Annotated in this window: 21 protein-coding genes and 1 tRNA gene; 10 read left to right on the top strand and 12 right to left on the bottom strand. The window is 71.8% G+C overall.

Annotation, left to right across the window (positions count from 1 at the left end; translation table 11 throughout):
• Positions 1-75 precede the first annotated feature (75 nt).
• From ispD to AQI94_RS40790, 5 genes are all read left to right on the top strand, one after another.
• Positions 76-840 (top strand): 2-C-methyl-D-erythritol 4-phosphate cytidylyltransferase, encoded by a 765-nt coding sequence (ispD, locus tag AQI94_RS40810; RefSeq protein ID WP_031056315.1) that lies wholly within the window; start codon positions 76-78, stop codon positions 838-840.
• A complete protein-coding gene (gene ispF / locus AQI94_RS40805; protein WP_031056312.1) occupies positions 830-1,324 on the top strand; it encodes a 2-C-methyl-D-erythritol 2,4-cyclodiphosphate synthase in 495 nt (164 codons plus the stop codon). Before ispD ends, ispF begins: the two co-directional genes overlap by 11 nt.
• 53 nt (positions 1,325-1,377) lie before the next feature.
• On the top strand, positions 1,378-2,775 hold the full coding sequence (gene cysS, locus AQI94_RS40800; protein WP_031056310.1) for a cysteine--tRNA ligase: 1,398 nt from the start codon (positions 1,378-1,380) through the stop codon (positions 2,773-2,775).
• A gap of 101 nt (positions 2,776-2,876) precedes the next feature.
• A complete protein-coding gene (gene rlmB / locus AQI94_RS40795) occupies positions 2,877-3,818 on the top strand; it encodes a 23S rRNA (guanosine(2251)-2'-O)-methyltransferase RlmB (protein WP_031056308.1) in 942 nt (313 codons plus the stop codon).
• 118 nt (positions 3,819-3,936) lie between these two features.
• Positions 3,937-5,553: a DoxX family protein gene (locus AQI94_RS40790; RefSeq protein WP_031056306.1), complete on the top strand. Its 1,617-nt coding sequence runs from the start codon at positions 3,937-3,939 to the stop codon at positions 5,551-5,553.
• Between the two features lie 113 nt (positions 5,554-5,666).
• Here the strand turns inward: AQI94_RS40790 and AQI94_RS40785 are convergent, their stop codons facing one another.
• The 3 genes from AQI94_RS40785 to AQI94_RS40775 all read right to left on the bottom strand — a co-directional run bounded on the left by AQI94_RS40785 (position 5,667) and on the right by AQI94_RS40775 (position 8,272).
• Entirely contained in the window at positions 5,667-6,398 is a 732-nt protein-coding gene (locus tag AQI94_RS40785) for a nucleotidyltransferase family protein (protein ID WP_031056305.1), read from the bottom strand.
• A gap of 59 nt (positions 6,399-6,457) precedes the next feature.
• Entirely contained in the window at positions 6,458-6,919 is a 462-nt protein-coding gene (locus tag AQI94_RS40780; protein WP_031056303.1) for a hypothetical protein, read from the bottom strand.
• A 216-nt stretch (positions 6,920-7,135) separates the two neighbouring features.
• Positions 7,136-8,272, bottom strand: coding sequence for an ABC transporter ATP-binding protein (locus tag AQI94_RS40775; protein ID WP_031056301.1), 1,137 nt, complete (start codon positions 8,270-8,272; stop codon positions 7,136-7,138).
• 217 nt (positions 8,273-8,489) lie between these two features.
• Between AQI94_RS40775 and AQI94_RS40770 the strand changes: the two genes are divergently transcribed.
• Positions 8,490-8,563: transfer RNA gene (locus AQI94_RS40770), tRNA-Thr, on the top strand.
• A 19-nt stretch (positions 8,564-8,582) separates the two neighbouring features.
• Here the strand turns inward: AQI94_RS40770 and AQI94_RS40765 are convergent.
• From AQI94_RS40765 to AQI94_RS40745, 5 genes are all read right to left on the bottom strand, one after another.
• The gene (locus AQI94_RS40765; protein ID WP_037944990.1) at positions 8,583-9,692 is read right to left on the bottom strand and encodes a sensor histidine kinase; all 1,110 of its coding nucleotides are present in this window, start codon (positions 9,690-9,692) and stop codon (positions 8,583-8,585) included.
• Positions 9,685-10,380, bottom strand: a complete 696-nt coding sequence (locus tag AQI94_RS40760) for a response regulator transcription factor (RefSeq protein ID WP_031056295.1) — start codon at positions 10,378-10,380, stop codon at positions 9,685-9,687. The genes AQI94_RS40765 and AQI94_RS40760 overlap by 8 nt, the downstream gene beginning before the upstream one ends.
• Before the next feature lie 82 nt (positions 10,381-10,462).
• On the bottom strand, positions 10,463-11,503 hold the full coding sequence (locus tag AQI94_RS40755; protein ID WP_031056292.1) for a DUF4037 domain-containing protein: 1,041 nt from the start codon (positions 11,501-11,503) through the stop codon (positions 10,463-10,465).
• Positions 11,500-11,976 (bottom strand): GNAT family N-acetyltransferase, encoded by a 477-nt coding sequence (locus AQI94_RS40750; RefSeq protein WP_031056289.1) that lies wholly within the window; start codon positions 11,974-11,976, stop codon positions 11,500-11,502. Before AQI94_RS40750 ends, AQI94_RS40755 begins: the two co-directional genes overlap by 4 nt.
• Positions 11,973-12,908 carry an aminoglycoside phosphotransferase family protein gene (locus AQI94_RS40745; RefSeq protein WP_031056287.1) on the bottom strand — a complete coding sequence of 312 codons (936 nt, stop codon included), beginning with the start codon at positions 12,906-12,908 and terminating at the stop codon, positions 11,973-11,975. Before AQI94_RS40745 ends, AQI94_RS40750 begins: the two co-directional genes overlap by 4 nt.
• On the opposite strand from AQI94_RS40745, the gene AQI94_RS40740 reads away from it, so the two are divergent.
• Together AQI94_RS40740 and AQI94_RS40735 are read left to right on the top strand one after the other, a co-directional pair.
• Positions 12,907-13,560 carry a rhomboid-like protein gene (locus AQI94_RS40740; protein WP_037944989.1) on the top strand — a complete coding sequence of 218 codons (654 nt, stop codon included), beginning with the start codon at positions 12,907-12,909 and terminating at the stop codon, positions 13,558-13,560. The genes AQI94_RS40745 and AQI94_RS40740 overlap by 2 nt on opposite strands.
• Positions 13,561-13,571: 11 nt before the next feature.
• On the top strand, positions 13,572-14,969 hold the full coding sequence (locus AQI94_RS40735; RefSeq protein WP_031056284.1) for an NAD(P)/FAD-dependent oxidoreductase: 1,398 nt from the start codon (positions 13,572-13,574) through the stop codon (positions 14,967-14,969).
• Positions 14,970-14,984: 15 nt separating this feature from the next.
• Here the strand turns inward: AQI94_RS40735 and AQI94_RS40730 are convergent, their stop codons facing one another.
• Both AQI94_RS40730 and AQI94_RS40725 read right to left on the bottom strand, forming a co-directional pair.
• Positions 14,985-16,001, bottom strand: a complete 1,017-nt coding sequence (locus AQI94_RS40730; RefSeq protein WP_031056281.1) for a zinc-binding dehydrogenase — start codon at positions 15,999-16,001, stop codon at positions 14,985-14,987.
• A 41-nt stretch (positions 16,002-16,042) separates the two neighbouring features.
• Positions 16,043-17,203, bottom strand: coding sequence for an NAD(P)-binding protein (locus AQI94_RS40725; protein WP_031056279.1), 1,161 nt, complete (start codon positions 17,201-17,203; stop codon positions 16,043-16,045).
• Positions 17,204-17,332: 129 nt separating this feature from the next.
• On the opposite strand from AQI94_RS40725, the gene AQI94_RS40720 reads away from it, so the two are divergent.
• Positions 17,333-18,010 (top strand): pentapeptide repeat-containing protein, encoded by a 678-nt coding sequence (locus tag AQI94_RS40720; protein ID WP_199814381.1) that lies wholly within the window; start codon positions 17,333-17,335, stop codon positions 18,008-18,010.
• Between the two features lie 34 nt (positions 18,011-18,044).
• On the opposite strand, the gene AQI94_RS40715 is transcribed toward AQI94_RS40720, so the two are convergent.
• Complete coding sequence (locus tag AQI94_RS40715) at positions 18,045-18,545, bottom strand: hypothetical protein (RefSeq protein ID WP_031056273.1); 501 nt, start codon at positions 18,543-18,545, stop codon at positions 18,045-18,047.
• Between the two features lie 41 nt (positions 18,546-18,586).
• On the opposite strand from AQI94_RS40715, the gene AQI94_RS40710 reads away from it, so the two are divergent.
• The gene (locus tag AQI94_RS40710) at positions 18,587-20,020 is read left to right on the top strand and encodes a M1 family metallopeptidase (protein WP_031056269.1); all 1,434 of its coding nucleotides are present in this window, start codon (positions 18,587-18,589) and stop codon (positions 20,018-20,020) included.
• Positions 20,021-20,031: 11 nt separating this feature from the next.
• Here the strand turns inward: AQI94_RS40710 and AQI94_RS40705 are convergent, their stop codons facing one another.
• The gene (locus tag AQI94_RS40705) at positions 20,032-20,547 is read right to left on the bottom strand and encodes a GNAT family N-acetyltransferase (RefSeq protein ID WP_031056266.1); all 516 of its coding nucleotides are present in this window, start codon (positions 20,545-20,547) and stop codon (positions 20,032-20,034) included.
• Positions 20,548-20,573 lie beyond the last annotated feature (26 nt).

The raw sequence follows: 20,573 nt of genomic DNA, 5'->3' as shown, positions 1-20,573 counted from the left end.
TCCGGTCAAGGCGTCGCGCCCGGCACGCTGTCTCCGTACCCACGTTGGCCGAGCACACAAACCTGACAGGAACCGATGTCTGACGTTTCGCGCCCTTCGCCCGCCGAAGCACGTGCGGAGGCCCGCACCGCCGTGGTGATTCCGGCCGCCGGAAGGGGCGTACGCCTCGGTCCGGGCGCCCCCAAAGCGCTCCGAGCGCTGAACGGCACCCCCATGCTGATCCACGCGGTCCGCGCGATGGCCGCGTCCCGTGCCGTCTCCCTGGTCGTCGTGGTGGCCCCGCCCGACGGCGCCGGCGAGGTCAAGTCCCTCCTCGACGCGCACGCGCTGCCCGAGCGGACGGACTTCCTCGTCGTCCCCGGCGGCGAATCCCGCCAGGAATCGGTCCGGCTGGGCCTGGAGGCCCTGCCCACCGACTTCGGCATCGTCCTGGTCCACGACGCGGCCCGCCCCCTCGTCCCGGTCGACACGGTCGACGCGGTGATCGAGGCCGTACGGGAGGGCGCCCCCGCCGTCGTCCCGGCGCTGCCCCTCGCGGACACCGTGAAGGAGGTCGAGCCGGCGGCCGCCCCCGGTGAGCCGGAGCCGGTGGTGGCGACCCCGGTCCGCGCGCGCCTGCGTGCCGTGCAGACCCCGCAGGGCTTCGACCGGGCGACCCTGATCCGCGCCCACGAGACGGTCACCGGCGACGTCACCGACGACGCGAGCATGGTCGAGCAGCTGGGGCTCACCGTGGTGGTCGTGCCCGGGCACGAGGAGGCCTTCAAGGTGACCCGCCCGCTGGACCTGGTCCTCGCGGAGGCGGTCCTGGCCCGTCGGAGGCTCAACGATGGCTTCTGAGCAGCCCGTGCTCCTGCCCCAGGTCGGTATCGGCACCGACATCCACGCCTTCGAGGAGGGCCGCGAGCTGTGGTGCGCGGGCCTGAAGTGGGAGGGCACCGGTCTGGCCGGCCACTCCGACGCGGACGTCGTCGCCCACGCCGCCTGCAACGCGCTCTTCTCCGCGGCCGGGCTCGGCGACCTCGGTCAGCACTTCGGCACCGGCCGGCCCGAGTGGTCGGGTGCATCCGGAGTCACCCTGTTGACGGAGGCGGCCCGGATCGTGCGCGAGGCGGGCTTCCGGATCGGCAACATCGCCGTACAGGTGGTGGGTCCGCGCCCGAAGATCGGAAAGCGGCGGGACGAGGCACAGAAGATCCTGTCCGAGGCGGCCGGGGCACCGGTGTCGGTGTCGGGGGCGACGACGGACGGACTCGGCTTTCCCGGCAGGGACGAGGGCCTGATGGCGGTGGCGACCGCGCTCGTGGTCAGGACCGCGAACTGACTGTTATCCACAACCCGTCGAAGGCACCACACATCGCCCACTACCCTGGACCCGTGACCATTCGCCTGTACGACACCAGCGCCCGGCAGATCCGTGACTTCGCCCCGCTCACGCCGGGTTGTGTCTCGATCTACCTGTGTGGTGCCACCGTGCAGGCGGCCCCGCACATCGGGCACATCCGCTCCGGCCTGAACTTCGACATCATGCGCCGCTGGTTCGCGTACCGCGGCTACGAGGTCACGTTCATCCGCAACGTCACCGACATCGACGACAAGATCATCACCAAGGCGGCCGAGCAGAAGCGCCCCTGGTGGTCGATCGGGTACGAGAACGAGCGCGCCTTCAACGACGGCTACACCGCCCTCGGCTGCCTCCCGCCCACCTACGAGCCGCGTGCCACCGGGCACGTGACCGAGATGGTCGAGATGATGCAGGGCCTCATCGAGCGCGGCCACGCCTACGAGTCCGACGGCAACGTCTACTTCGACGTGCGCTCCTTCCCGGGCTACCTGGAGCTGTCGCGCCAGGAGCTGGACAACCTGCTCCAGCCCTCCGGCGACGGCGAGACCGGCAAGCGGGACCCGCGGGACTTCGCCATGTGGAAGTCCGCCAAGCCGGGCGAGCCGACCTGGTCGACGCCCTGGGGTCCCGGCCGTCCCGGCTGGCACCTGGAGTGCTCGGCGATGGCCCACAAGTACCTGGGCACCGCTTTCGACATCCACGGCGGCGGCCTCGACCTGATCTTCCCGCACCACGAGAACGAGATCGCCCAGGCCAAGGCCTACGGCGACGACTTCGCCCGGTACTGGGTGCACAACGCCTGGGTCACCATGGCCGGCGACAAGATGTCCAAGTCGCTGGGCAACTCGGTGCTGGTCTCCGAGATGGTCAAGCAGTGGCGGCCGATCGTGCTGCGCTACTACCTCGGCACCCCGCACTACCGCTCGATGATCGAGTACAGCGAGGACGCCCTGCGCGAGGCCGAGTCGGCGTTCGCGCGGATCGAGGGCTTCGTGCAGCGGGTCGTGGAGAAGGCCGGCCCCGTCGAGCCCTCCGCCGAGGTGCCGCCCGCCTTCGCCGAGGCCATGGACGACGACCTGGGCGTCCCGCAGGCGCTCGCCGTCGTGCACACCACCGTCCGGCAGGGCAACAGCGCACTCGCGGCCGACGACAAGGAGGCCGCGGTGGCCCGCCTCGCCGAGGTGCGCGCCATGCTCGGCGTCCTCGGCCTCGACCCGCTCGACGAGCACTGGGCCGGCGAGACCGACCGCGGCGACGACCTGCACGGCGTCGTCGACAGCCTGGTACGCCTGGTCCTCGACCAGCGCGAGGCGGCCCGCGCCCGCAAGGACTGGGCCACCGCGGACGCCATCCGCGACCAGCTGGGCCAGTCGGGACTGACCATCGAGGACGGCCCGCAGGGCCCGCGCTGGACGCTGGGTCCCCGCTAGCCCTTTTCATGATCGATTGTGCCGCCCGGCCCTCCGGGCGGCACACTGCATAGACGTACGAATATTTCCCCGACGCAGACATCACGCAGAACAGGTAGGTCATGGCAGCCAACAACCGCCGCATGTCCGGCAAGAAGGGCGCGCAGGTCGGCAGTGGCGGCCAGCGGCGCAGGGGCCTGGAGGGCAAGGGGCCGACCCCGCCCGCAGAGATGCGCAAGGGCCACAAGAAGAACCGTGTCGCCAACGCCAAGGCGAAGCAGGCGGTACGCCGTCCGACGCCGCGCGGCCGCGGCGGCAAGGGCACCTCGGAGATGGTCGTCGGGCGCAACCCCGTCGTCGAGGCGCTGCGCGAGGGCGTGCCCGCGGTGACGCTCTACGTCCAGCAGTTCATCGACAACGACGAGCGGGTGCGCGAGGCCCTCCAGCTCGTCGCCGACCGGGGCGGCGTCCACCTCATGGAGGCCCCCCGCCCCGAGCTCGACCGGATGACCAACGGGCTCAACCACCAGGGCCTGGTCCTCCAGGTCCCGCCGTACGAGTACGCCCACCCCGAGGACCTCGCCAACGCCGCCTACGACGAGGGTCAGGACCCCCTGATCGTCGCCCTCGACGGCGTGACCGACCCGCGCAACCTTGGTGCCGCCGTCCGCTCCGTCTCCGCCTTCGGCGGCCACGGCGTCCTCGTGCCCGAGCGGCGCGCGGCCGGCATGACCGCCGGTGCCTGGAAGACGTCCGCCGGTACGGCCGCCCGCACCCCCGTCGCCCGCTGCACCAACCTGACGCGCGCCCTGGAGGCGTACAAGAAGCAGGGCATCGTGGTCGTCGGCCTCGCCGCCGACGGCGAGCACGAGATCGGTGACCTGGAGGCCCTCGGCGGCCCGGTCGCCATCGTCGTCGGCAGCGAGGGCAAGGGCCTGTCCCGCCTGGTCGGCGAGACCTGCGACTACCGGGTGCGGATCCCGATGCCGGGAGGCGCCGAGTCGCTCAACGCCGGTGTGGCGGCGGGCATCGTGCTGTACGAGGCGGCTCGCCGCCGGGTCTGAACGGCTGTTCGGCACGGTCCCCCACACGGGGTGTTCCGGGCGTACGGGGCAAGCTTGACGGGGTCCGGACAGATCCGGCGGGTCAAAGCAGTGTCCTAACCACACGTCACTCGGTTAGATGAGTGTGGACACCAGAACACCCCGCACACCCACGGGGGACGGCCCGTCGGGCTTCGACGACGCTCCCGCGCTGAGCATGGTGAAGGTGCCGAGCGATCCGGCGCAGATCATCGTCAATCATGCGAGCTTCCGCGTGCAGTTGGGCGCGTCGACGAGACGCGCCCAATCCCCGCGCATCGCACGGCACTTGATCGCCGCCGAGGACACCAGCAGGATGCCGGCCGCCGGCGCCGCGGGACGCCGCCGACCCGTCGTGTGGAGCGGCAGGTCCGCCCCCGACGACACCGGCGCCCACCGCCTGTTGCAGGCCGTGCGGGGCGGCAGCGTCGGCCATGCCGAGCCGCCCGCCGCCGACGCCGGAGCCACCCAGGTCATCCCCCGCATCGACGTCGACTCCGGCTACCGGGCCGACTACGACGGCGAGTTGGCCCAGACCATGGAGACCCCGGTCGTCGGCGCCCAGCGCACGCCCGACGGCGACGGCACCCGACTCCTGCCCCACATGCGCACGGTCGGCAGCGCGTACGACGAACCCGCCTACGAGGGCGAGGAGTTCGACGACGGCTTCGACGAGGCCCGCGCCGACCGCGCCACCAGGCGACAGGGCGACGAGAACGCGCGGCACGCGTACTACCCGGGCCGCCGGATGAACCTCGGCGTCGTCCTCCTCCCGCTCCGGATCTTCCTCGGCTTCATCTCCATCTACGCCGGCATGGGCAAGCTGTGCGACCCCGTCTACTTCGACGGCGGCAAGCGCGGCTCCATGGTCAAGTGGCTCAACACCCTGCACCCGTGGGAAGTGGCCGAACCGCTGCGCCAGTTCGCCCTCCAGCACCCCGTCGGCTCCGGCCTCGTCATCGCCTTCCTCCAGGTCATCGTGGGCGTCCTCACGATCCTGGGCTGCTGGCAGCGCGTCGCCGCGGTCATCGGCGCCGGCCTCTCCGCCGCGCTCCTCGTCACCGTCAGCTGGAAGAGCGTCCCCGCCTACGACACCCCTGACATCATCTACCTCGCCGCCTGGTCCCCGCTGATCATCGCCGGCGCCCCCGTCTACTCCATCGACGGCCGCCTCGCGGGCAGCGCCTGGCGCCGTCTGGGACCCCACTCCGACATCTGGGAGCTGCGCCGCTACGTCCTGCGCCGCGGCGCCCTCATCACGGCCATCGCCACCGGCCTCACCCTCCTGATCGGCTCCGTCCTCGGCGGCGCCGTCCGGGACGCCGACCGGGTCATCGTCCCCGGCCCCGGCGAGGCCCCGCGCAACGAACTGCCCGGCTCCCCGCTCCCGCAGGACTCCGCCAGGGCCCACAAGAAGAAGCCGTCGGCGTCCACCACGCCCAGCCAGGGCGCCACCCGCGGCCCGTCCGCCGGCACCTCGGCGTCACCCGGCGCCACCCGCGACACCGGCACCGCCACCGGCGGGGGCTCGCCCAGCCAGACCCAGGGCACCACGGGCCAGACAGCACCCCAGCAGTCCTCCCCGGTCCAGCAGGCACCCAGCACCACCTCGGGCCCGACCGGGGGCACCAGCACCTCCGGCGGTTCGACGGGCGGCTCCGGCACCGGGGGTTCCTCCTCCGGCCAACCGGGCCTGGTCGGCGGCCTGTTGGGGTAGGCGGGCCGGTGGGCGACGTACTGGGCAACCCCACCGGCTGAGCGACACCGGCCCACAAGAAGGTCCCACACCCTTCGAGGTGCGGGACCTTCTCCATGTGTGCCTGCAGGCCGCTACCGACCGAGCGCCGCCAGTTCCCTAGCCGCTTCCGTCAGATCCTTCGCCGTGTCGATGGCCCGCCAGTAGGCCCCCTGCGGAATCGGGAACCCGGCCAGCCGCAGCTCCCGCGCGAGCGTGGGAAACGTGGTCCGCTCATGGTCCCCGCGCTCCGGCAGCAGCCCGGCGAACGCGGGCGAGAAGACGTACACCCCCGCGTTGATCTCGAACGTCGACGGCGGTGCCTCGATGAAGTCCGTGATGTGCCCGAACCCGTCGGTCTGCACGGCCCCCCACGGAATCCGCGGCCGTGCCAGCGCGACCGTGGCGACCGCGTCCCGCTCGGTGTGGAAGTCCGCCATGTCCCGCAGCGAGAACCGGGTCCAGATGTCACCGTTCGTCGCGTACCACGCCCGGTCCGGGTGCGGCAGACGCGCCGCCGCGTACTTCAGTCCGCCACCGCGGCCGAGCGGCTCCGTCTCGATGACGGTCTGGACGCGCACCGGCAGGTCGGCCGTCTTCAGCCAGTCCTGGAGCACCTCGGCCAGATGCCCGCAGCTGATCACCACGTCCGTCACGCCTTCCTCGGCGAGCCAGACAAGCTGATGGCCGATGATCGGAGTCCCCGTACCGGGGATCTCGACCATCGGCTTGGGCCGGTCGTCGGTGTACGGACGCAGCCGGGAGCCCTGGCCGCCGGCCAGGATCACGGCCTGGGTGGGGCGGGACGCGGCGTTCGGATCGGTCATGACCGGAACTGTACGACGCGCCCCTCTCCCGACCTCGGTCGGCATCCCCTCGCGCGGGATCAGCCGCTGTGTGCCGCGGCCACACCCGTCGCGAAGGACGTGTCGCAGACGGGGCGGGCGTACGACTGCGCGCGCGTGGGGCCGTACACACGGACCGCTGCGCGGCCCAGGGCCCGCGCGATGGAGGCGCAGTGCCGGGCGAGCGACGGACGCTCGTTCACGGCCTCCTGGAGGTGGGTGAGGGCGATGCCCGGGTCCTTCTCCTGGAGCTCGGTCAGCAGCTGCTCGCGCAGGAGGTCCTGCGGGGCGAGGGGCGCGCCGCGCGGCTTGCTGTCCGAGACCGTCGCGTCCGACGCGGTGAGCACCGAGGAGCTCGAGGGATCCCCCGACCAGTTGACTCGGGTGACCGCGAGGGTCCCGGAGAGCACCAGGACGACGGGCAGGACAAGGGCGAGGGAGCGGCCGATACGGCGGGCGGGGCCCCGGCCGCGTCGCGTCTGTTGGTAAGTGGAGTGCTTCACGCGTGTGAGGGTAGCGTGCGGTAATGATTTGGCGACATTTAGTCACCGGTTCGGGGGATGGGATGGCGCCGTTTTCTGGGTAGGGGGTTGACGCACGCTGCTCGAAATGACCGGTGTGCCGGGGTATTTGTCGCCGCCGCCCGCACGCGGAAAGGGCCCCGCAGGCAGTCTGCGGGGCCCTTCTCGTCAACCTGGGTGAATTGCTGCGGTTCGTCCTCAGTCGGAGAGGCGCTCGCCGGTGGAGGTCGAGAACACGTGGGTCTCGCCCGGACGCGGCACGACGTGCAGCGTGGCGCCCTTGTCCGGGACCGCGCGGCCGCTGACCCGCACGACCAGGTCCTTCAGGTCCTCACCGACCTTCGCGGAGCCGTAGACGTAGCCGTCGGCGCCGAGTTCCTCGACCACGTTCACGGAGACCGCGAGACCGGCCGGGGCGTCCTCGGTGTCCTTGGTGAGGGCGGAGGCGGCGGCGCCGTTGTGCTCGACGATGTCGAAGTGCTCGGGGCGGACACCGACGGTGACCGTGGTGTCACCCTTGTCGGAGGCGGCCTTGAGAGCCTCGCGGTTGACGGGCACCACGCTGTTGCCGAACTTCACACCGCCGTCGGTGATCGGGACCTCGACGAGGTTCATCGCCGGGGAGCCGATGAAGCCGGCGACGAAGAGGTTCGCCGGGCGGTCGTACATGTTGCGCGGGGAGTCGACCTGCTGGAGCAGACCGTCCTTGAGCACGGCCACACGGTCGCCCATCGTCATGGCCTCGACCTGGTCGTGGGTGACGTAGACGGTGGTGATGCCGAGGCGGCGCTGCAGCGAGGCGATCTGCGTACGGGTGCTGACGCGGAGCTTGGCGTCCAGGTTGGACAGCGGCTCGTCCATGAGGAAGACCTGGGGCTCACGCACGATGGCGCGGCCCATCGCGACACGCTGGCGCTGACCGCCGGAGAGGGCCTTCGGCTTGCGGTCCAGGTACTCGGTGAGGTCGAGGATCTTCGCGGCCTCCTCGACCTTCTGCCGGATCTCCGCCTTGTTGATGCCGGCGATCTTGAGCGCGAAGCCCATGTTGTCGGCGACCGTCATGTGCGGGTAGAGCGCGTAGTTCTGGAACACCATGGCGATGTCCCGGTCCTTCGGTGGCAGGTGCGTGACGTCACGGTCACCGATGCGGATGGCACCGCCGTTGACGTCCTCGAGCCCCGCCAGCATGCGGAGCGAGGTGGACTTGCCACAGCCGGACGGGCCGACCAGGACGAGGAACTCGCCGTCCTCGATGTGGATGTCGAGACCGTCGACGGCGGGCTTCGTGGAACCCGGGTAAATGCGGGTCGCCTTGTCGAACGAAACAGTGGCCATGGCTCAGAGGCCCCCTTCTACCGGCAGGAACGTGCCGGACGATCCGTTGTAGGAAGGTGGTGGTCCAGTCCACGCAGGTGGACTGGCTCAGGACGGTACCCGGCGTTCACGCGTATGTCAGTACCTGGCGGACTGTGAACTTCGCGGAAATTTTCGACAGGCCTCCACGGCGACCTGGGTACACTGCTCGGGCGCACCCCCCGTGGCGGCGGTGCACGCCTCCTTAGCTCAGATGGCCAGAGCAACGCACTTGTAATGCGTAGGTCGTCGGTTCGAATCCGACAGGGGGCTCCGCTCGGCCCAGGTCAGATCAGGTCTGACCTGGGCCTTTGTGTTGTGCGGGAGGCGTGGACGGTAGTTCCACGCTGATGTGCATTCCGCCTTCGGGGCGTGGGGTGAGGGTGAGGGTGCCGTCGTGGGCCTGGGTGATCGTTTTGACGATGGCCAGGCCCAGGCCCACTCCCGCGTGGTCGGTGTGGACGCGTTCGGTGCCGCGCCGGAACGGCTCGGTGAGGGTCGGGATCAGTTCCGGGGCGAGCTGCTCGCCGGTGTTCTCGACGGTCAGGAGCGCCGAGCCGGGGCGGGCCCGGGTGGTGACCCGCACGATGCCCCGGTCGGGCAGGTTGTGGATGATCGCGTTGTGCACGAGGTTCGTGGTCAGCTGGAGCAGCAGGGCCTGCGATCCGGTCGTGGGGGTGATGTCGCCGCGGGTCTCCAGGGTGACGCCGTGCCTCTCCGCGAGGGGGAGGAGCGTTTCGGTGGCTTCTTCCGCCAGGAGGGACAGGTCGACGCGTTCGCGGGTGAAGGAGCGCTGTTCGGCGCGGCTGACCAGGAGCAGGGCCTCGGTGAGGTCGATCGCCCGGGTGTTGACGGTGCGGAGGCGGTCGATGAGTTCGCCGGTGTCGCGGTGCGGATCGGTGCGGGCCACGTCGAGCAGGGACTTCGAGATCGCGAGCGGGGTACGCAGTTCGTGGGAGGCGTTGGCCGCGAACCTGCGCTGTTCGGCGACGTGTGCTTCGAGCCGGGCGAGCATCGTGTCGAAGGCGTCGGCGAGTTCGCGGAATTCGTCCTTGCGGCCCGGTAGCCGGATCCGGTGGGAGAGGGATCCGGTGGTGGCGGTGCGGGTGGCGTCCGTGATGCGGTTGAGGGGGGCGAGCATGCGGCCGGCGAGGATCCATCCGCCCAGGAGGCCGAACACCAGCAGGAACGCCATGGCTCCGGCTGCCGTCGGGGCGAAGCCCTTCACGAAGGTGGTGCCCGGGGTGGCCTGCACCGCGCCCGCCTCGTTGCGTGCCAACTCGCCGTTCCGCAGCAGGAACAGCCCCACGGCGGCGATCAGCAGGACGCCCGCGAGCATGAGGAACCCGGCGTAGCTGAGGGTGAGTTTGAGGCGCACGCTCAGGCCGGGCGCCCTACCCACGGCCGTGTCCTTCGGGTCCGGCCTCCTGCTGGGTGTCGATGCGGTAGCCGACACCCGGCACGGTGCCGATGATCCAGGGTTCGCCCAGGCGCTTGCGCAGGGCCGAGACGGTGATGCGTACGGCGTTGGTGAACGGGTCGGCGTTCTCGTCCCAGGCGCGCTCCAGGAGGGCTTCGGCGCTGACGACACCGCCTTCGGCGCCGACGAGGACTTCGAGCACGGCGAACTGCTTGCGGGTCAGCGCGACGTAGCGGCCCTGCCGGTAGACCTCCCTGCGGAACGGGTCCAGGCGCAGGCCCGCGATCTCCCGCACGGGAGGGCGGTGGTGGGCGCGGCGGCGGTCGAGGGCTCTGAGCCGGAGCGCGAGTTCCTGGAGTTCGAAGGGTTTGGTGAGGTAGTCGTCGGCGCCGAGTTCGAAGCCGGAGGCCTTGTCGTCGAGGCGGTCGGCCGCGGTGAGCATGAGGATCGGCATGCCGCTGCCGGAGTCGATGATGCGTTGGGCGATCTCGTCGCCGGAGGGTCCGGGGATGTCCCGGTCGAGGACGGCGATGTCGTAGGTGTTGATGCCCAGCAGTTCCAGAGCGGTGTCGCCGTCGCCCGCGATGTCGGCCGCGATCGCTTCGAGGCGTAGGCCATCGCGGATGGCTTCTGCCATGTAGAGCTCGTCCTCGACGATCAACACACGCATGCCTTCGATGCTACGAGCGGGCGTATATCGCCGGCGTATCGAAATCCGCGTCCGGGTGCGCTCGGGCCGCTGCGCGCGCGGATCAGGGAATCCCCGGTCCGGTGTCCGCCGGCTCCGGCAGGGGGAGTTCCCCGATCGCCGGGTCCGTCACGTGGGCCATCAGGGCCTGTGCGAACCGGTCCGCGCGCAGGACGCGGAAGGGGCGGGAGTGGTACGGCCTGGTCGTGGGGTCGAGGGGGTCCGTGAGGCCGAGCCGGTTGTGCAGGCCGGCGGCCGTTTCGTAGACGGTGGTGAGGTGGCGCTCGCGTTCGTGCCGGTCGGTGGCCGCGAGGGCGGCCGTGAGGACCGGGGTGAGGCGTGCGCCCGCGGTGGTGCGAGTGAAGGCGCTGCCCAGCCATTTGCCGTACGGCGGATAGCGGCGGTCCATGAGGAGGCACAGGCGCATCAGGTGGCGGGTCAGGCGGGCGGCGACGACGGCCGAGCCGAGTTCGTCGCCGACCTCTCCGCAACGGCCGACGAAGGCCTCCTCGTGGGCGATGCGCTGCCACTGGCAGGCCAGGACGTACCGCCACAGGTCGCGCGGGTACCAGCGCAGGGCGGTGCGGGCGGGGGCGAGGGTGTGCAGGCCGTCGTGGAAGACGGCGCCGGCGGTGACCTCGGCGAGGCGTTGGGTGGGGGTGCGCAGCCAGTCGGCGGGGGTGAGGGCGGAGGTCGGGTCGAAGCCGAGGGTGTCGGTGAACCAGGAGGGAACGTCGGTGATCTCGACGCGGTGGTGGACCGGGCCGTCGGAGGCGCGCATGACGCGGATGTCGCGGGCCTCGCCGGTGGGCGCGAAGTTCGTGGGGTAGCCGTGGAAGGTCTTCGGGAGGCGCTCGGCCAAGGCGTGTCGGATTCGGTCCGCGTGGCGGGAGGCGTCCTCGGGGCGCAGGAACAGCTGGAGGCGCGGGCCCCATTCGTGGTCGGCGGAGCGCGGGGTGTCGTAGCCGAGGACCTCGGAGCCGGGGCCGATGCGCGCGGCGGAGTGCGGGAGGCCGGGGGCGGCCTCCGCCAGCAGCGGGCCCACCGCCTCGGTGTAGAAGCGGCGGGCCAGTTCGAGGCCGGGGACGAAGGCGGGGGTGCTCACGCGGTGCCGGCGGCCTTCAGGAGGGCTTCGTCGGTGAGGCGGTACGCCGTCCACTCGTCCTGGGGGCGGGCGCCGAGGGATTCGTAGAAGTCGATCGCGGGGGTGTTCCAGTTCAGGACGGACCATTCGAGGCGCTGGTAGCCGCGCTCGACGCAGATGCGGGCGAGTGCGGTGAGCAGGGCCTTGCCGTGGCCGCCGCCGCGGGCCGTGGGGCGGACGTAGAGGTCCTCCAGGTGGATGCCGTGGACGCCGCGCCAGGTGGAGAAGGTGAGGAACCAGACGGCGTAGCCGACCACCGTGTCCGTGGTGTCGGTCGCCACGTGGGCGTAGGCGGCGGGTCGGGGGCCGAAGAAGGCCTCGTGGAGTTGTCGCTCGGTGGCCTTCGCCTCGTCCAGGGCCCTTTCGTAGTCGGCGAGTTCGCGGATCAGGGCGTGGACGGCGGGGATGTCGGCGGGGGTGGCGGGGCGGATCACTGCTGTCGGCTCCGGTGGGTGCGCAGACGGTGGGCGATGTCGAGTTGGCGGGGTTCCAGGGGGCGGCCGTCCTCGATGTCCCAGAGGGCGTTCTGGAGGAGACGTCCCATGGTCCAGGCACGCGCGCGTGCGCGGTCCAGGCCGAGGACGTCGGTCATGGCGTCGAAGCGCCAGGTGATCTCGTCGGCGTCGAAGCGGTTGTCGAGGGCGGGCCACAGCTCGAACCCGGGGTCGCCGGCGAGGGGTTTGGGGTCGATGGCGAGCCAGGGGGCGCGGTCCGCGGCGAGGACGTTCTCGTCGTGCAGGTCCCAGTGCAGGAGCCGGTCGCCCGGTTCGTCGACGACCTCGCGCACGGCGGCCGCGCAGTCGGCGACGGTGCGGCGGATCCCGGGGTCGGGGATGCGTGCGAGGGCGGCGGGGGTCCGGTCGAGCATGGCGTGCGCGAGGTCGCCGAGTCGGCGTATCCCGGTCGGGGCGGGTGTCGCGGTCAGGTGGGCGAGCAGACCGGCGATGACGAGGACCGCGTCGCGGGTGCCGGGCAGGGTGGAGAGCATGCGGGCGGAGTCGAGGCGCTCCAGGAGCATGGTGTGGGTGACCGGGTCGTGGTCGAGGAGGCGGACCGCCCCGTCGCCGTCCCACCGGCGCAGGGCGACGGGCTCGCCGGCGCTCTCCGCGTCCAGGAGCTGGAGTTTGAGGGCGGCCGGGGTGTCGTCGGCGCGGCGGACGACGGGGAGGACCAGCGCGGCGACGCCGTGCATGGGGGAGCCGTCCGGTCTGAGCTCCCAGCGCTCCAGGAAGTCCTCGATCAGGGTCGGCAGCCCCGCGATGAACTCCCGGCCCCGGTCGCCGTTGTACAGCTCCTGTGTCGCGGCCAGTTCCTCCGGGATGTCGATCACGTGCCGGACCCTACCGGCGTGCGTGAATCGACTCATGCGAATTAACCGGGGTGTCCACAGGGTGTGGGCGTACGTCCGCAGCTCCCCCGGCACCTATGTCTGGCTGGCGGTCCTCTTCGTGACGACGGTGGCGATGCACCACATGTCGCCGGAGTTCGAGCAGGAGTTCCTGCGGCAGCGCTCGACCAACATCCATGAGCTGTCGAGCAATCCGGTGCGGGTGCTGGTCTCCAGCGCGATGTGGATCGACAGCGGGCACTGGCTGCCGTACGTCGTCCTCTACTCCGTCTTCCACGCGCCGGCCGAGCGCTGGCTGGGCACCGCGCGCTGGCTCGCGGTGTGCGCGGCGGCGCATGTGCTGGCCACGCTGATCAGCGAGGGGGCGCTGCTGTGGGGCATCCGGCACGGGATGGCGCCCGAGTCCGCGGTCAACACGCTGGACATCGGGGTGAGTTACGCGCTGGCGGGGGTGATCGCCGTGCTCGTGTACCGGATTCCGGCACCCTGGCGGTACGTCTACGGCTTCGCGGTGCTCGTCGTGTATGCGGTGCCCCTGGTGACCGGGCGGACCTTCACCGACCTCGGGCACTTCACCTCGGCGCTGATCGGGTTCGGGTGCCGGCCGCTGGTCGGCGGGCGGGAAAAAGCACGGAATCCGAAGGAGACAGCGGGTGCGCCGGCGGGTTAACGTCCCTGGCCATGAGCAGCGGGGCCGTGAACGGCGGCATCTCCTTCTGGTACGCGGACGACGGCTATCCCGAGGCACGGGAGCCGCTCGGCGGTGACGCCTCGGCGGACGTCGTGATCGTGGGCGGCGGGTACACCGGACTGTGGACGGCGTATTACCTGAAGAAGACCGTGCCCTTCCTGCGGATCACCGTCCTGGAGCAGAAGTTCTGCGGTTACGGCGCCTCCGGGCGCAACGGCGGCTGGCTCTACAACGGCATCGCGGGGCGCGACCGGTACGCGAGGCTGCACGGCCACGAGGCCGCCGTACGCCTGCAGAAGGCCATGAACGACACCGTCGGCGAGGTCGTGCGGGCTGTTGCCGAGGAGGGCTTCGACGCCGGGCTGCACCAGGGCGGCGTCCTCGAAGTCGCCCGTACGCCCGCGCAGTTGGCCCGTCTGAGGGCGTTCCACGAGCACGAGCTGTCGTACGGCGAGAAGGACCGTGAACTGTACGGCGCGCGGGAGACGGCCGAGCGGATCCGGGTCGCGGACGCGGTCGGGTCGTCGTGGACGCCGCACGGGGCGCGGGTGCATCCGGTGAAGCTGGTGAAGGGGCTCGCGGCGGCCGTCGAGGCGCTGGGCGTGGTGATCCACGAGCAGACACCGGTGACGGAGATCCGGCCCAAGCACGCGGTCACGCCGTACGGCACCGTCCGCGCGCCCTATGTCCTGCGCTGCACCGAGGGCTTCACCGCCGCGCTGAAGGGCCAGAAGCGGACCTGGCTGCCGATGAACTCCTCGATGATCGCCACCGAGCCGCTGACCGACGAGCAGTGGGCGGCGATCGGCTGGGAGGGGCGCCAGACGCTGGGGGACATGGCGCACGCCTACATGTACGCGCAGCGCACCGCCGACGGGCGGATCGCACTCGGCGGCCGAGGGGTGCCGTACCGCTTCGGTTCGCGCACCGACAACGACGGCCGGACGCAGGCCGGGACGGTCGAGGCACTGCGGGAGATCCTCGTGGCCTTCTTCCCGATGCTGGCGGGGACGCGCGTCGCGCACGCCTGGTCGGGGGTGCTCGGGGTGCCGCGCGACTGGTGCGCGTCGGTGACGCTGGACCGTTCGACGGGTATCGGCTGGGCGGGCGGTTACGTCGGTTCGGGCGTCGCCACCGCCAACCTGGCCGCCCGCACCCTGCGGGACCTGGTCCAGCAGGACTCCGGCCAGGGCGGCCGGACCGAACTCACCGAACTGCCGTGGGTCGGGCACAAGGTGCGCAGGTGGGAGCCGGAACCGCTGCGGTGGCTGGGCGTGCAGGGCATGTACGCCACGTACCGCGCGGCGGACCGGCGCGAGCTGATGAGCCACAGCGCGGAGTCGTCCCGGTTGGCGCGGTGGGCGGACCGGATCGCCGGGCGGCACTGACCTTTCCCGCGTGCGTCAGGGCTCCAGGACCACCTTTCCGGTCGTGCCGCGGGTCTCCAGCGCCCGGTGCGCGGCGGCCGCCTCGGCGAGCGGGAAGCGCTGCACGGCGGGGGTGAGACGGCCCGCGGCGGCTTCGGTGAGGGCGCGCAGTTCGAGGGTGCGGATGGGGTGGGGGCCGCCGGCCCTGCGGGCCATGGCGTCTCCGAGGACCTGCTCGGAGACGCCCTCGACGAGATACGGCCCGCCGTCGCGGATGCCCTCGCCGGACCAGCCGAAGACGAGGTGGCGGCCAGGTCGGCCAGGTCGGTCTGATCCGTCCGGTCGGTCATCGGGGTCGAGAAGGGCGACGCACTCGCGGGCGATGTCCCCGCCCACGCCGTCGAGGACGACGGTGGCGGGCCGGCCGCCGAGGAAGGCGCGGACCTTCCCGGGCCACGCGGAGTCCTGGTAGTCGACGGCGAGGTCGGCGCCGTTCGCCCGCACCCGTGCCGTTTTCGAGGGTCCGCCCGCGAGGCCGACGACGGTCGCGCCGGCGTTCTTCGCGTACTGCACGAGCAGCGTGCCGATGCCTCCGGCCGCCGCCGGGATCACGGCCACGGAGTCCGGGCCGAGCTCGGCGAACTGGACGATCCCCATGGCCGTACGGCCCGTGCCGATCATGGCGACGGCCTGGGCGAAGTCCAGGTTCCCGGGGATCTCGTGGACGCGGTCGACGTCGGTGACGGCGAGTTCGGCGTAGCCGCCGGGGGCGAAGCCGAGGTGGGCCACCACGCGCTTGCCGAGCCACAGGCCGGCGACGCCCTCGCCGAGGGACTCGACCGTGCCGGCGACCTCACGGCCGGGGACGGTGGGAAGCGCGGTCGGCCGGGGCGCCGGCCCCTGATGCCCCTCGCGCAGGGCGGTGTCCAGCAGGTGGACTCCGGCCGCCCGTACGGCGATACGGACCTGGCCGGGGCCCGGTACCGGATCCGCGGTCTCCTCGTAGCTGAGGTTCTCGGCGGGGCCGAAGGTGTGCAGGCGGATGGCGCGCATGGGAGAACCCTCCTCGGTAGGTGTGCGCCCACCCTCCGACCTCAAGCGTGCTTGAGGTCAAGGGCGTTGCGGCCCAGGGCCAGCGACACGGCGGTGAGCGCGCTGTTGAAGGAGACCTCCGAGAGCACCCCGGGCGCCGCGACCTGGTCGCCCGCGAGGTAGACGCCGTCGCCCCGGTCGATGGCGGGCCGGTCGCGCCAGCTGGTGCCGGGCAGGTCGACGGCTCCGGTGCGGCCGTTCGCGACGGACTCGCGCCGCCAGGTGACCCGCTCGCGCCAGCCGTCGAAGGCGAGGTCGAGCAGCTGTTCCGCGCGCGCGACCCCGTCGGCCCTGGTCTCGTGCGGGGCGATCGGGATCTGCCCCTGCAGGAGCTGCTCGCCCGCCGGGGCCAGGGTGCGGTCCTGGGCGGTGAACCGTTCGATCCAGCCCGGGGCGTCGAGGTCGGAGACGGCGAAGGCGTCGCCGCGCCGGGTGCGCAGGGCCAGGTCGAGGAGGGTCGTACGGCCGCTCGGCCAGGTCAGCGAGTCGTCGCCGAGCAGGCGGCGGGCCGCGTCGAGGGAGGTGGCGACGACGACGGGGGTGTCGGTGGGCAGGGCGTCGACACGGGACAGGGTCTCCATCCGGACGCCCAGGTTCCAGGCGCGGGCGGCCATCCGGTCGACGACGCCGGCCCAGCCGCCGCGCGGGTAGTGCGCCTCGGGAGGCAGTCTGGTGGCGCGCCGGAGCCGTTCCTGCACGAACGCGGCGGACAGGGCGCCCGGGTCGTGGTGGAAGAGGGCGACGGCCGAGTAGTGGGCGGCGGCGCGGGCGCCCTCCTCGCCGGCCTGCCCGGTGGCCCAGGACATGAAGTCGACGTCGACCGGAGCCTGTTGGGCGCTGCGGCGCAGCAGCTTGAGCATCGCGAAGGGCGGCGTGCGGCGGAGCGCGCCCTTGTGCCTGAGCCGCATCCGGGCCGCCTCCAGGGGCGGGAGCGGGGCGAGCGGTCCGATCAGGTCGCGCTGCCGGAGCCAGGACCAGTGCGGGCCGCCGTTGTAGAGGGCGTGCGGGCCGTCGTTCGTGCGGTAGGGCCCCTCGGCGGTCCTGGCCCGGCCGCCGAGCGTGTGATGGGACTCGTGCACGGTGACCTTGGCGCCCGACTCGGCGGCGGTGATCGCCGCGGTCAGCCCGGCGAGGCCGCCGCCGATGACGGTGATGCGGTGCATGGCTGGGGATCTCCCTCTGCTTGGGTCGTCGGTCTCCCCGGTATGACCGATCGGGGGCACCGGAATGTGACATCGGGGCCGTTTGCGCTGGTCACGGGGATTGTCAGTGGTGGGGTGCAGGATGGGGGCATGGTGAGTCGAGGGACGGGTGCGGGCAGGGTGAAGGGGGCGCGGCGGCCCGAGGTGCGGCTGCCGCCGCTGGAGCCGTACGGGGGAGGGGAGCTGGAGCCGGACGGGGACTACGACGGGCTGGAGTTCACGGAGGCGGACTTCGCGGGGCAGGACGGGGCGGGGGCCCGCTTCATGGACTGCGCGCTGAGAAGCTGCGCGCTGGACGAGACCCGGCTCCACCACGCCCGTTTCCTCGACTCGGTCCTCACCGGCATACGGGGCGTGGGCACCGACCTCGCGGAGGCGACCCTGCGGGACGTCGAGCTGATCGACGCCCGTCTCGGCGGAGTGCAGTTGCACGGGGCGGCGCTGGAGCGGGTCGTGATCCGGGGCGGCAAGATCGACTATCTGAACCTGCGCACGGCCGTCCTGAAGGACGTCGTCTTCGAAAGCTGCGTCCTGGTGGAGCCGGACTTCGGCGGCGCCCGCCTGGAGCGCGTGGAGTTCGTGGACTGTGCCCTGAAGGGTGTGGACCTCACGGCGGCCACACTCAAGGACGTCGACCTGCGTGGCGCCGCGTCACTGGAGATCGCCCGGGGCGTCGACCGTCTCGCCGGTGCGGTGATCAGCCCGTCCCAACTGCTCGATCTGGCGCCGGTGTTGGCGGCGGAGGTGGGGATCCGGGTGGAGGGCTGACAGCGGATCCCTCACCTCCCCGCTCACTTCCCCCTCACTTCACTCTCGGGAACCGTGCCTGGAGCGTCCAGATCGCCGGGTTCTCGCCCAGGTCCTCGTGCAGGTCGACCAGATCGGCGATCAGGTCGTGCAGGAAGTCGCGGGCCTCGCGGCGCAGGTCCGCGTGGGAGAAGGTGAGCGGGGGCTCCTCCACCGGCATCCAGTCGGCCTCGATGTCCACCCAGCCGAAACGCCGCTCGAAGAGCATGCGGTCGGTGGACTCGGTGAAGTCGAGTTCCGCGTGCTGGGGGCGGGAGGCGCGGGAGCCCGCCGGGTCGCGGTCGAGGCGCTCCACGATGTCGCACAGCGCCCACGCGAAGTCGAGCACCGGCACCCATCCCCAGGCTGTGGACAGTTCCCGGTCCTCCTTGGTGTCCGCGAGATACACGTCTCCGCAGAACAGGTCGTGCCGCAGCGCGTGGACGTCCGCGCGGCGGTAGTCGGTCTGCGGGGGGTCCGGGAAACGGTTGGAGAGGGCGTAGCCGATGTCGAGCACGTAGGCGATGGTGTCACGCGGGCCCTCATAGGATCACTGGCGTGTCCCGATCCGAGCCGCCCGTCCCCGTCGCCCGGCCCGTGCCCGCCGCGCTGCGCGTCCCCGCCGCCCTGCTCCTGGCGGGGGCCCTCCTCCTCACCGCGTGCGACGGCGGGGTGCACGGCACCCCCGGCGGCTCCGGCCTGCGCGACCCGTACTTCCCGAAGTCCGGCAACGGCGGCTACGACGTCACCCACTACGACCTCGCCCTGGCCTACGACCCGGACACCTCGCGACTCTCCGGCACCGCGACCCTCACCGCCCGCGCCACCCAGGACCTGACCGCCTTCGACCTGGACCTCGACGGCCTGGACGTCGAGAAGGTCACCGTCGGCGGCGACCCGGCCCGCTGGAACCGCACCGGCCAGGAGCTGACCGTCCGCCCGCACGACGACCTCGACGAGGGCCGCGCCTTCCGCGTGACCGTCGCCTACTCCGGCACCCCGAAGACGATCACCGACCCGGACGGCTCGGAGGAGGGCTGGCTGCCCACCGAGGACGGCGCGGTGGCCCTCGGCGAACCGACCGGCTCGATGGCCTGGTTCCCCGGCAACCACCACCCCTCCGACAAGGCCTCCTACGACCTCACGATCACCGTGCCCGAGGGGCTTCAGGCCGTCTCCAACGGCGAGTTGACGGCGAGCAGGACCGGCGGCGGCCGTACGACGTCCCACTGGCACACCGCCGAACCGATGGCGAGCTACCTCGCCACCCTCGCGATCGGCGACTACGACATCCACACCTCCACCCTCACCGACGGCCTGCCCGTGTACGTCGCGGTCGACCCGGCTCAGGCGGCCGCGAGCCGGAAGGTCCTGGCGCAGATCCCCTCCGTGATGACGTGGGCGCGGAACACCTTCGGCCCCTACCCCTTCTCCTCCACCGGCGCGATCGTCGACCGCGAGGGGGACGCCGAGTACGCCCTGGAGACCCAGAACCGCCCCTTCTTCCCCGGCGCCCCCGACACCGGGACCCTCGTCCACGAACTCGCCCACCAGTGGTACGGCGACTCGGTCACGCCGAAGACCTGGCGGGACATGTGGCTCAACGAGGGCTTCGCCACCTACGCCGAGTGGCTGTGGGCGGAGGACCACGGCGGCGACAGCGCCCAGAAGACCTTCGACAAGCTGTACGCGCACGGCGAGGACGAGGACGAAGACCTCTGGTCCTTCCCGCCCGGAAAGCCGTCCGGCGCCGCGCACCTCTCCGACAGCCCCGTCTACCAGCGCGGCGCGATGGTCCTCCACAAGATCCGGCAGCGGCTCGGCGACACCGCTTTCAAGGCCCTCCTCCGCGACTGGCCCACCACCCACCGGCACGGCAACGCGGACACCGAGGACTTCACGACGTACGTCGAAGACCTCGCCCCCGACAAGGACTTCGGCCCGATCTGGGAGGAGTGGCTGTACGGGGAGGGGAAGCCGGAACGGCCGTGACCGGCGGGGTGCTAATCCAGTGCCTTGCGCAACACCGAGCAGGGGCGGGCCAGTTGGCGGTCCGTCCGGTGATCGACGACCTCGTAGCCGAGGGCGGTCCAGAAGGCGAGGGCGCGGTCGTTGCCGTCGAGGACGGCGAGGCGTACGGCGGTGCGGCCCTCGGTGCGGAAGCGGTCCTCGACGAGCCGCGCGAGCCGCTGCCCTTGGCCCTGCCGGTGCACGCCCGCGTCGATCATCAGCAGCCCGATCCACGGGTCCGGGTCGGCCGGGTCGGGGTGGTGGGCGAGGGTGATCGCGATTCCGACCAGCCGGCCCGCGCTGCGCGCCAGCAGCACTTCCGCGTCCGGATGCGCGAGCTCCTCGGCCAGCGCGGCCGCCACCTGTTCCGGCCGGATGTCGTCCGGGTCCGGGAAGTCGCCGCTGAGTGAGAAGAACTCGTGGTTGGCGGCGTAGAGGGCGGTGAGCTCGGTGAGGACGGGCGCCGGGATGTCGTGGTCGGGGGTGAGGGGGAGGGGGGTGAGGAGCATGCCGGGCAGAGTAGTTGAGCGGTGTC

The organism is Streptomyces pseudovenezuelae, assembly GCF_001513955.1.
GTDB classification, from domain to species: domain Bacteria; phylum Actinomycetota; class Actinomycetes; order Streptomycetales; family Streptomycetaceae; genus Streptomyces; species Streptomyces pseudovenezuelae.
This window is presented reverse-complemented; position numbering and strand designations above follow the sequence as displayed.

Excerpts from the sequence above, each read along its gene's own strand:
- AQI94_RS40760 (WP_031056295.1), bottom strand. The coding sequence starts at position 10,380 with ATGCGTGTGTTGATCGTCGAGGACGAGCTCTACATGGCAGAAGCCATC.
- AQI94_RS40745 (WP_031056287.1), bottom strand. The coding sequence starts at position 12,908 with ATGAGTCGATTCACGCACGCCGGTAGGGTCCGGCACGTGATCGACATC.
- AQI94_RS40720 (WP_199814381.1), top strand. The coding sequence starts at position 17,333 with ATGGTGAGTCGAGGGACGGGTGCGGGCAGGGTGAAGGGGGCGCGGCGG.
- AQI94_RS40740 (WP_037944989.1), top strand. The coding sequence starts at position 12,907 with ATGCGAATTAACCGGGGTGTCCACAGGGTGTGGGCGTACGTCCGCAGC.
- AQI94_RS40735 (WP_031056284.1), top strand. The coding sequence starts at position 13,572 with ATGAGCAGCGGGGCCGTGAACGGCGGCATCTCCTTCTGGTACGCGGAC.
- ispF (WP_031056312.1), top strand. The coding sequence starts at position 830 with ATGGCTTCTGAGCAGCCCGTGCTCCTGCCCCAGGTCGGTATCGGCACC.
- AQI94_RS40705 (WP_031056266.1), bottom strand. The coding sequence starts at position 20,547 with ATGCTCCTCACCCCCCTCCCCCTCACCCCCGACCACGACATCCCGGCG.
- AQI94_RS40730 (WP_031056281.1), bottom strand. The coding sequence starts at position 16,001 with ATGCGCGCCATCCGCCTGCACACCTTCGGCCCCGCCGAGAACCTCAGC.
- ispD (WP_031056315.1), top strand. The coding sequence starts at position 76 with ATGTCTGACGTTTCGCGCCCTTCGCCCGCCGAAGCACGTGCGGAGGCC.
- rlmB (WP_031056308.1), top strand. The coding sequence starts at position 2,877 with ATGGCAGCCAACAACCGCCGCATGTCCGGCAAGAAGGGCGCGCAGGTC.
- AQI94_RS40785 (WP_031056305.1), bottom strand. The coding sequence starts at position 6,398 with ATGACCGATCCGAACGCCGCGTCCCGCCCCACCCAGGCCGTGATCCTG.
- AQI94_RS40725 (WP_031056279.1), bottom strand. The coding sequence starts at position 17,203 with ATGCACCGCATCACCGTCATCGGCGGCGGCCTCGCCGGGCTGACCGCG.
- AQI94_RS40775 (WP_031056301.1), bottom strand. The coding sequence starts at position 8,272 with ATGGCCACTGTTTCGTTCGACAAGGCGACCCGCATTTACCCGGGTTCC.
- AQI94_RS40790 (WP_031056306.1), top strand. The coding sequence starts at position 3,937 with ATGAGTGTGGACACCAGAACACCCCGCACACCCACGGGGGACGGCCCG.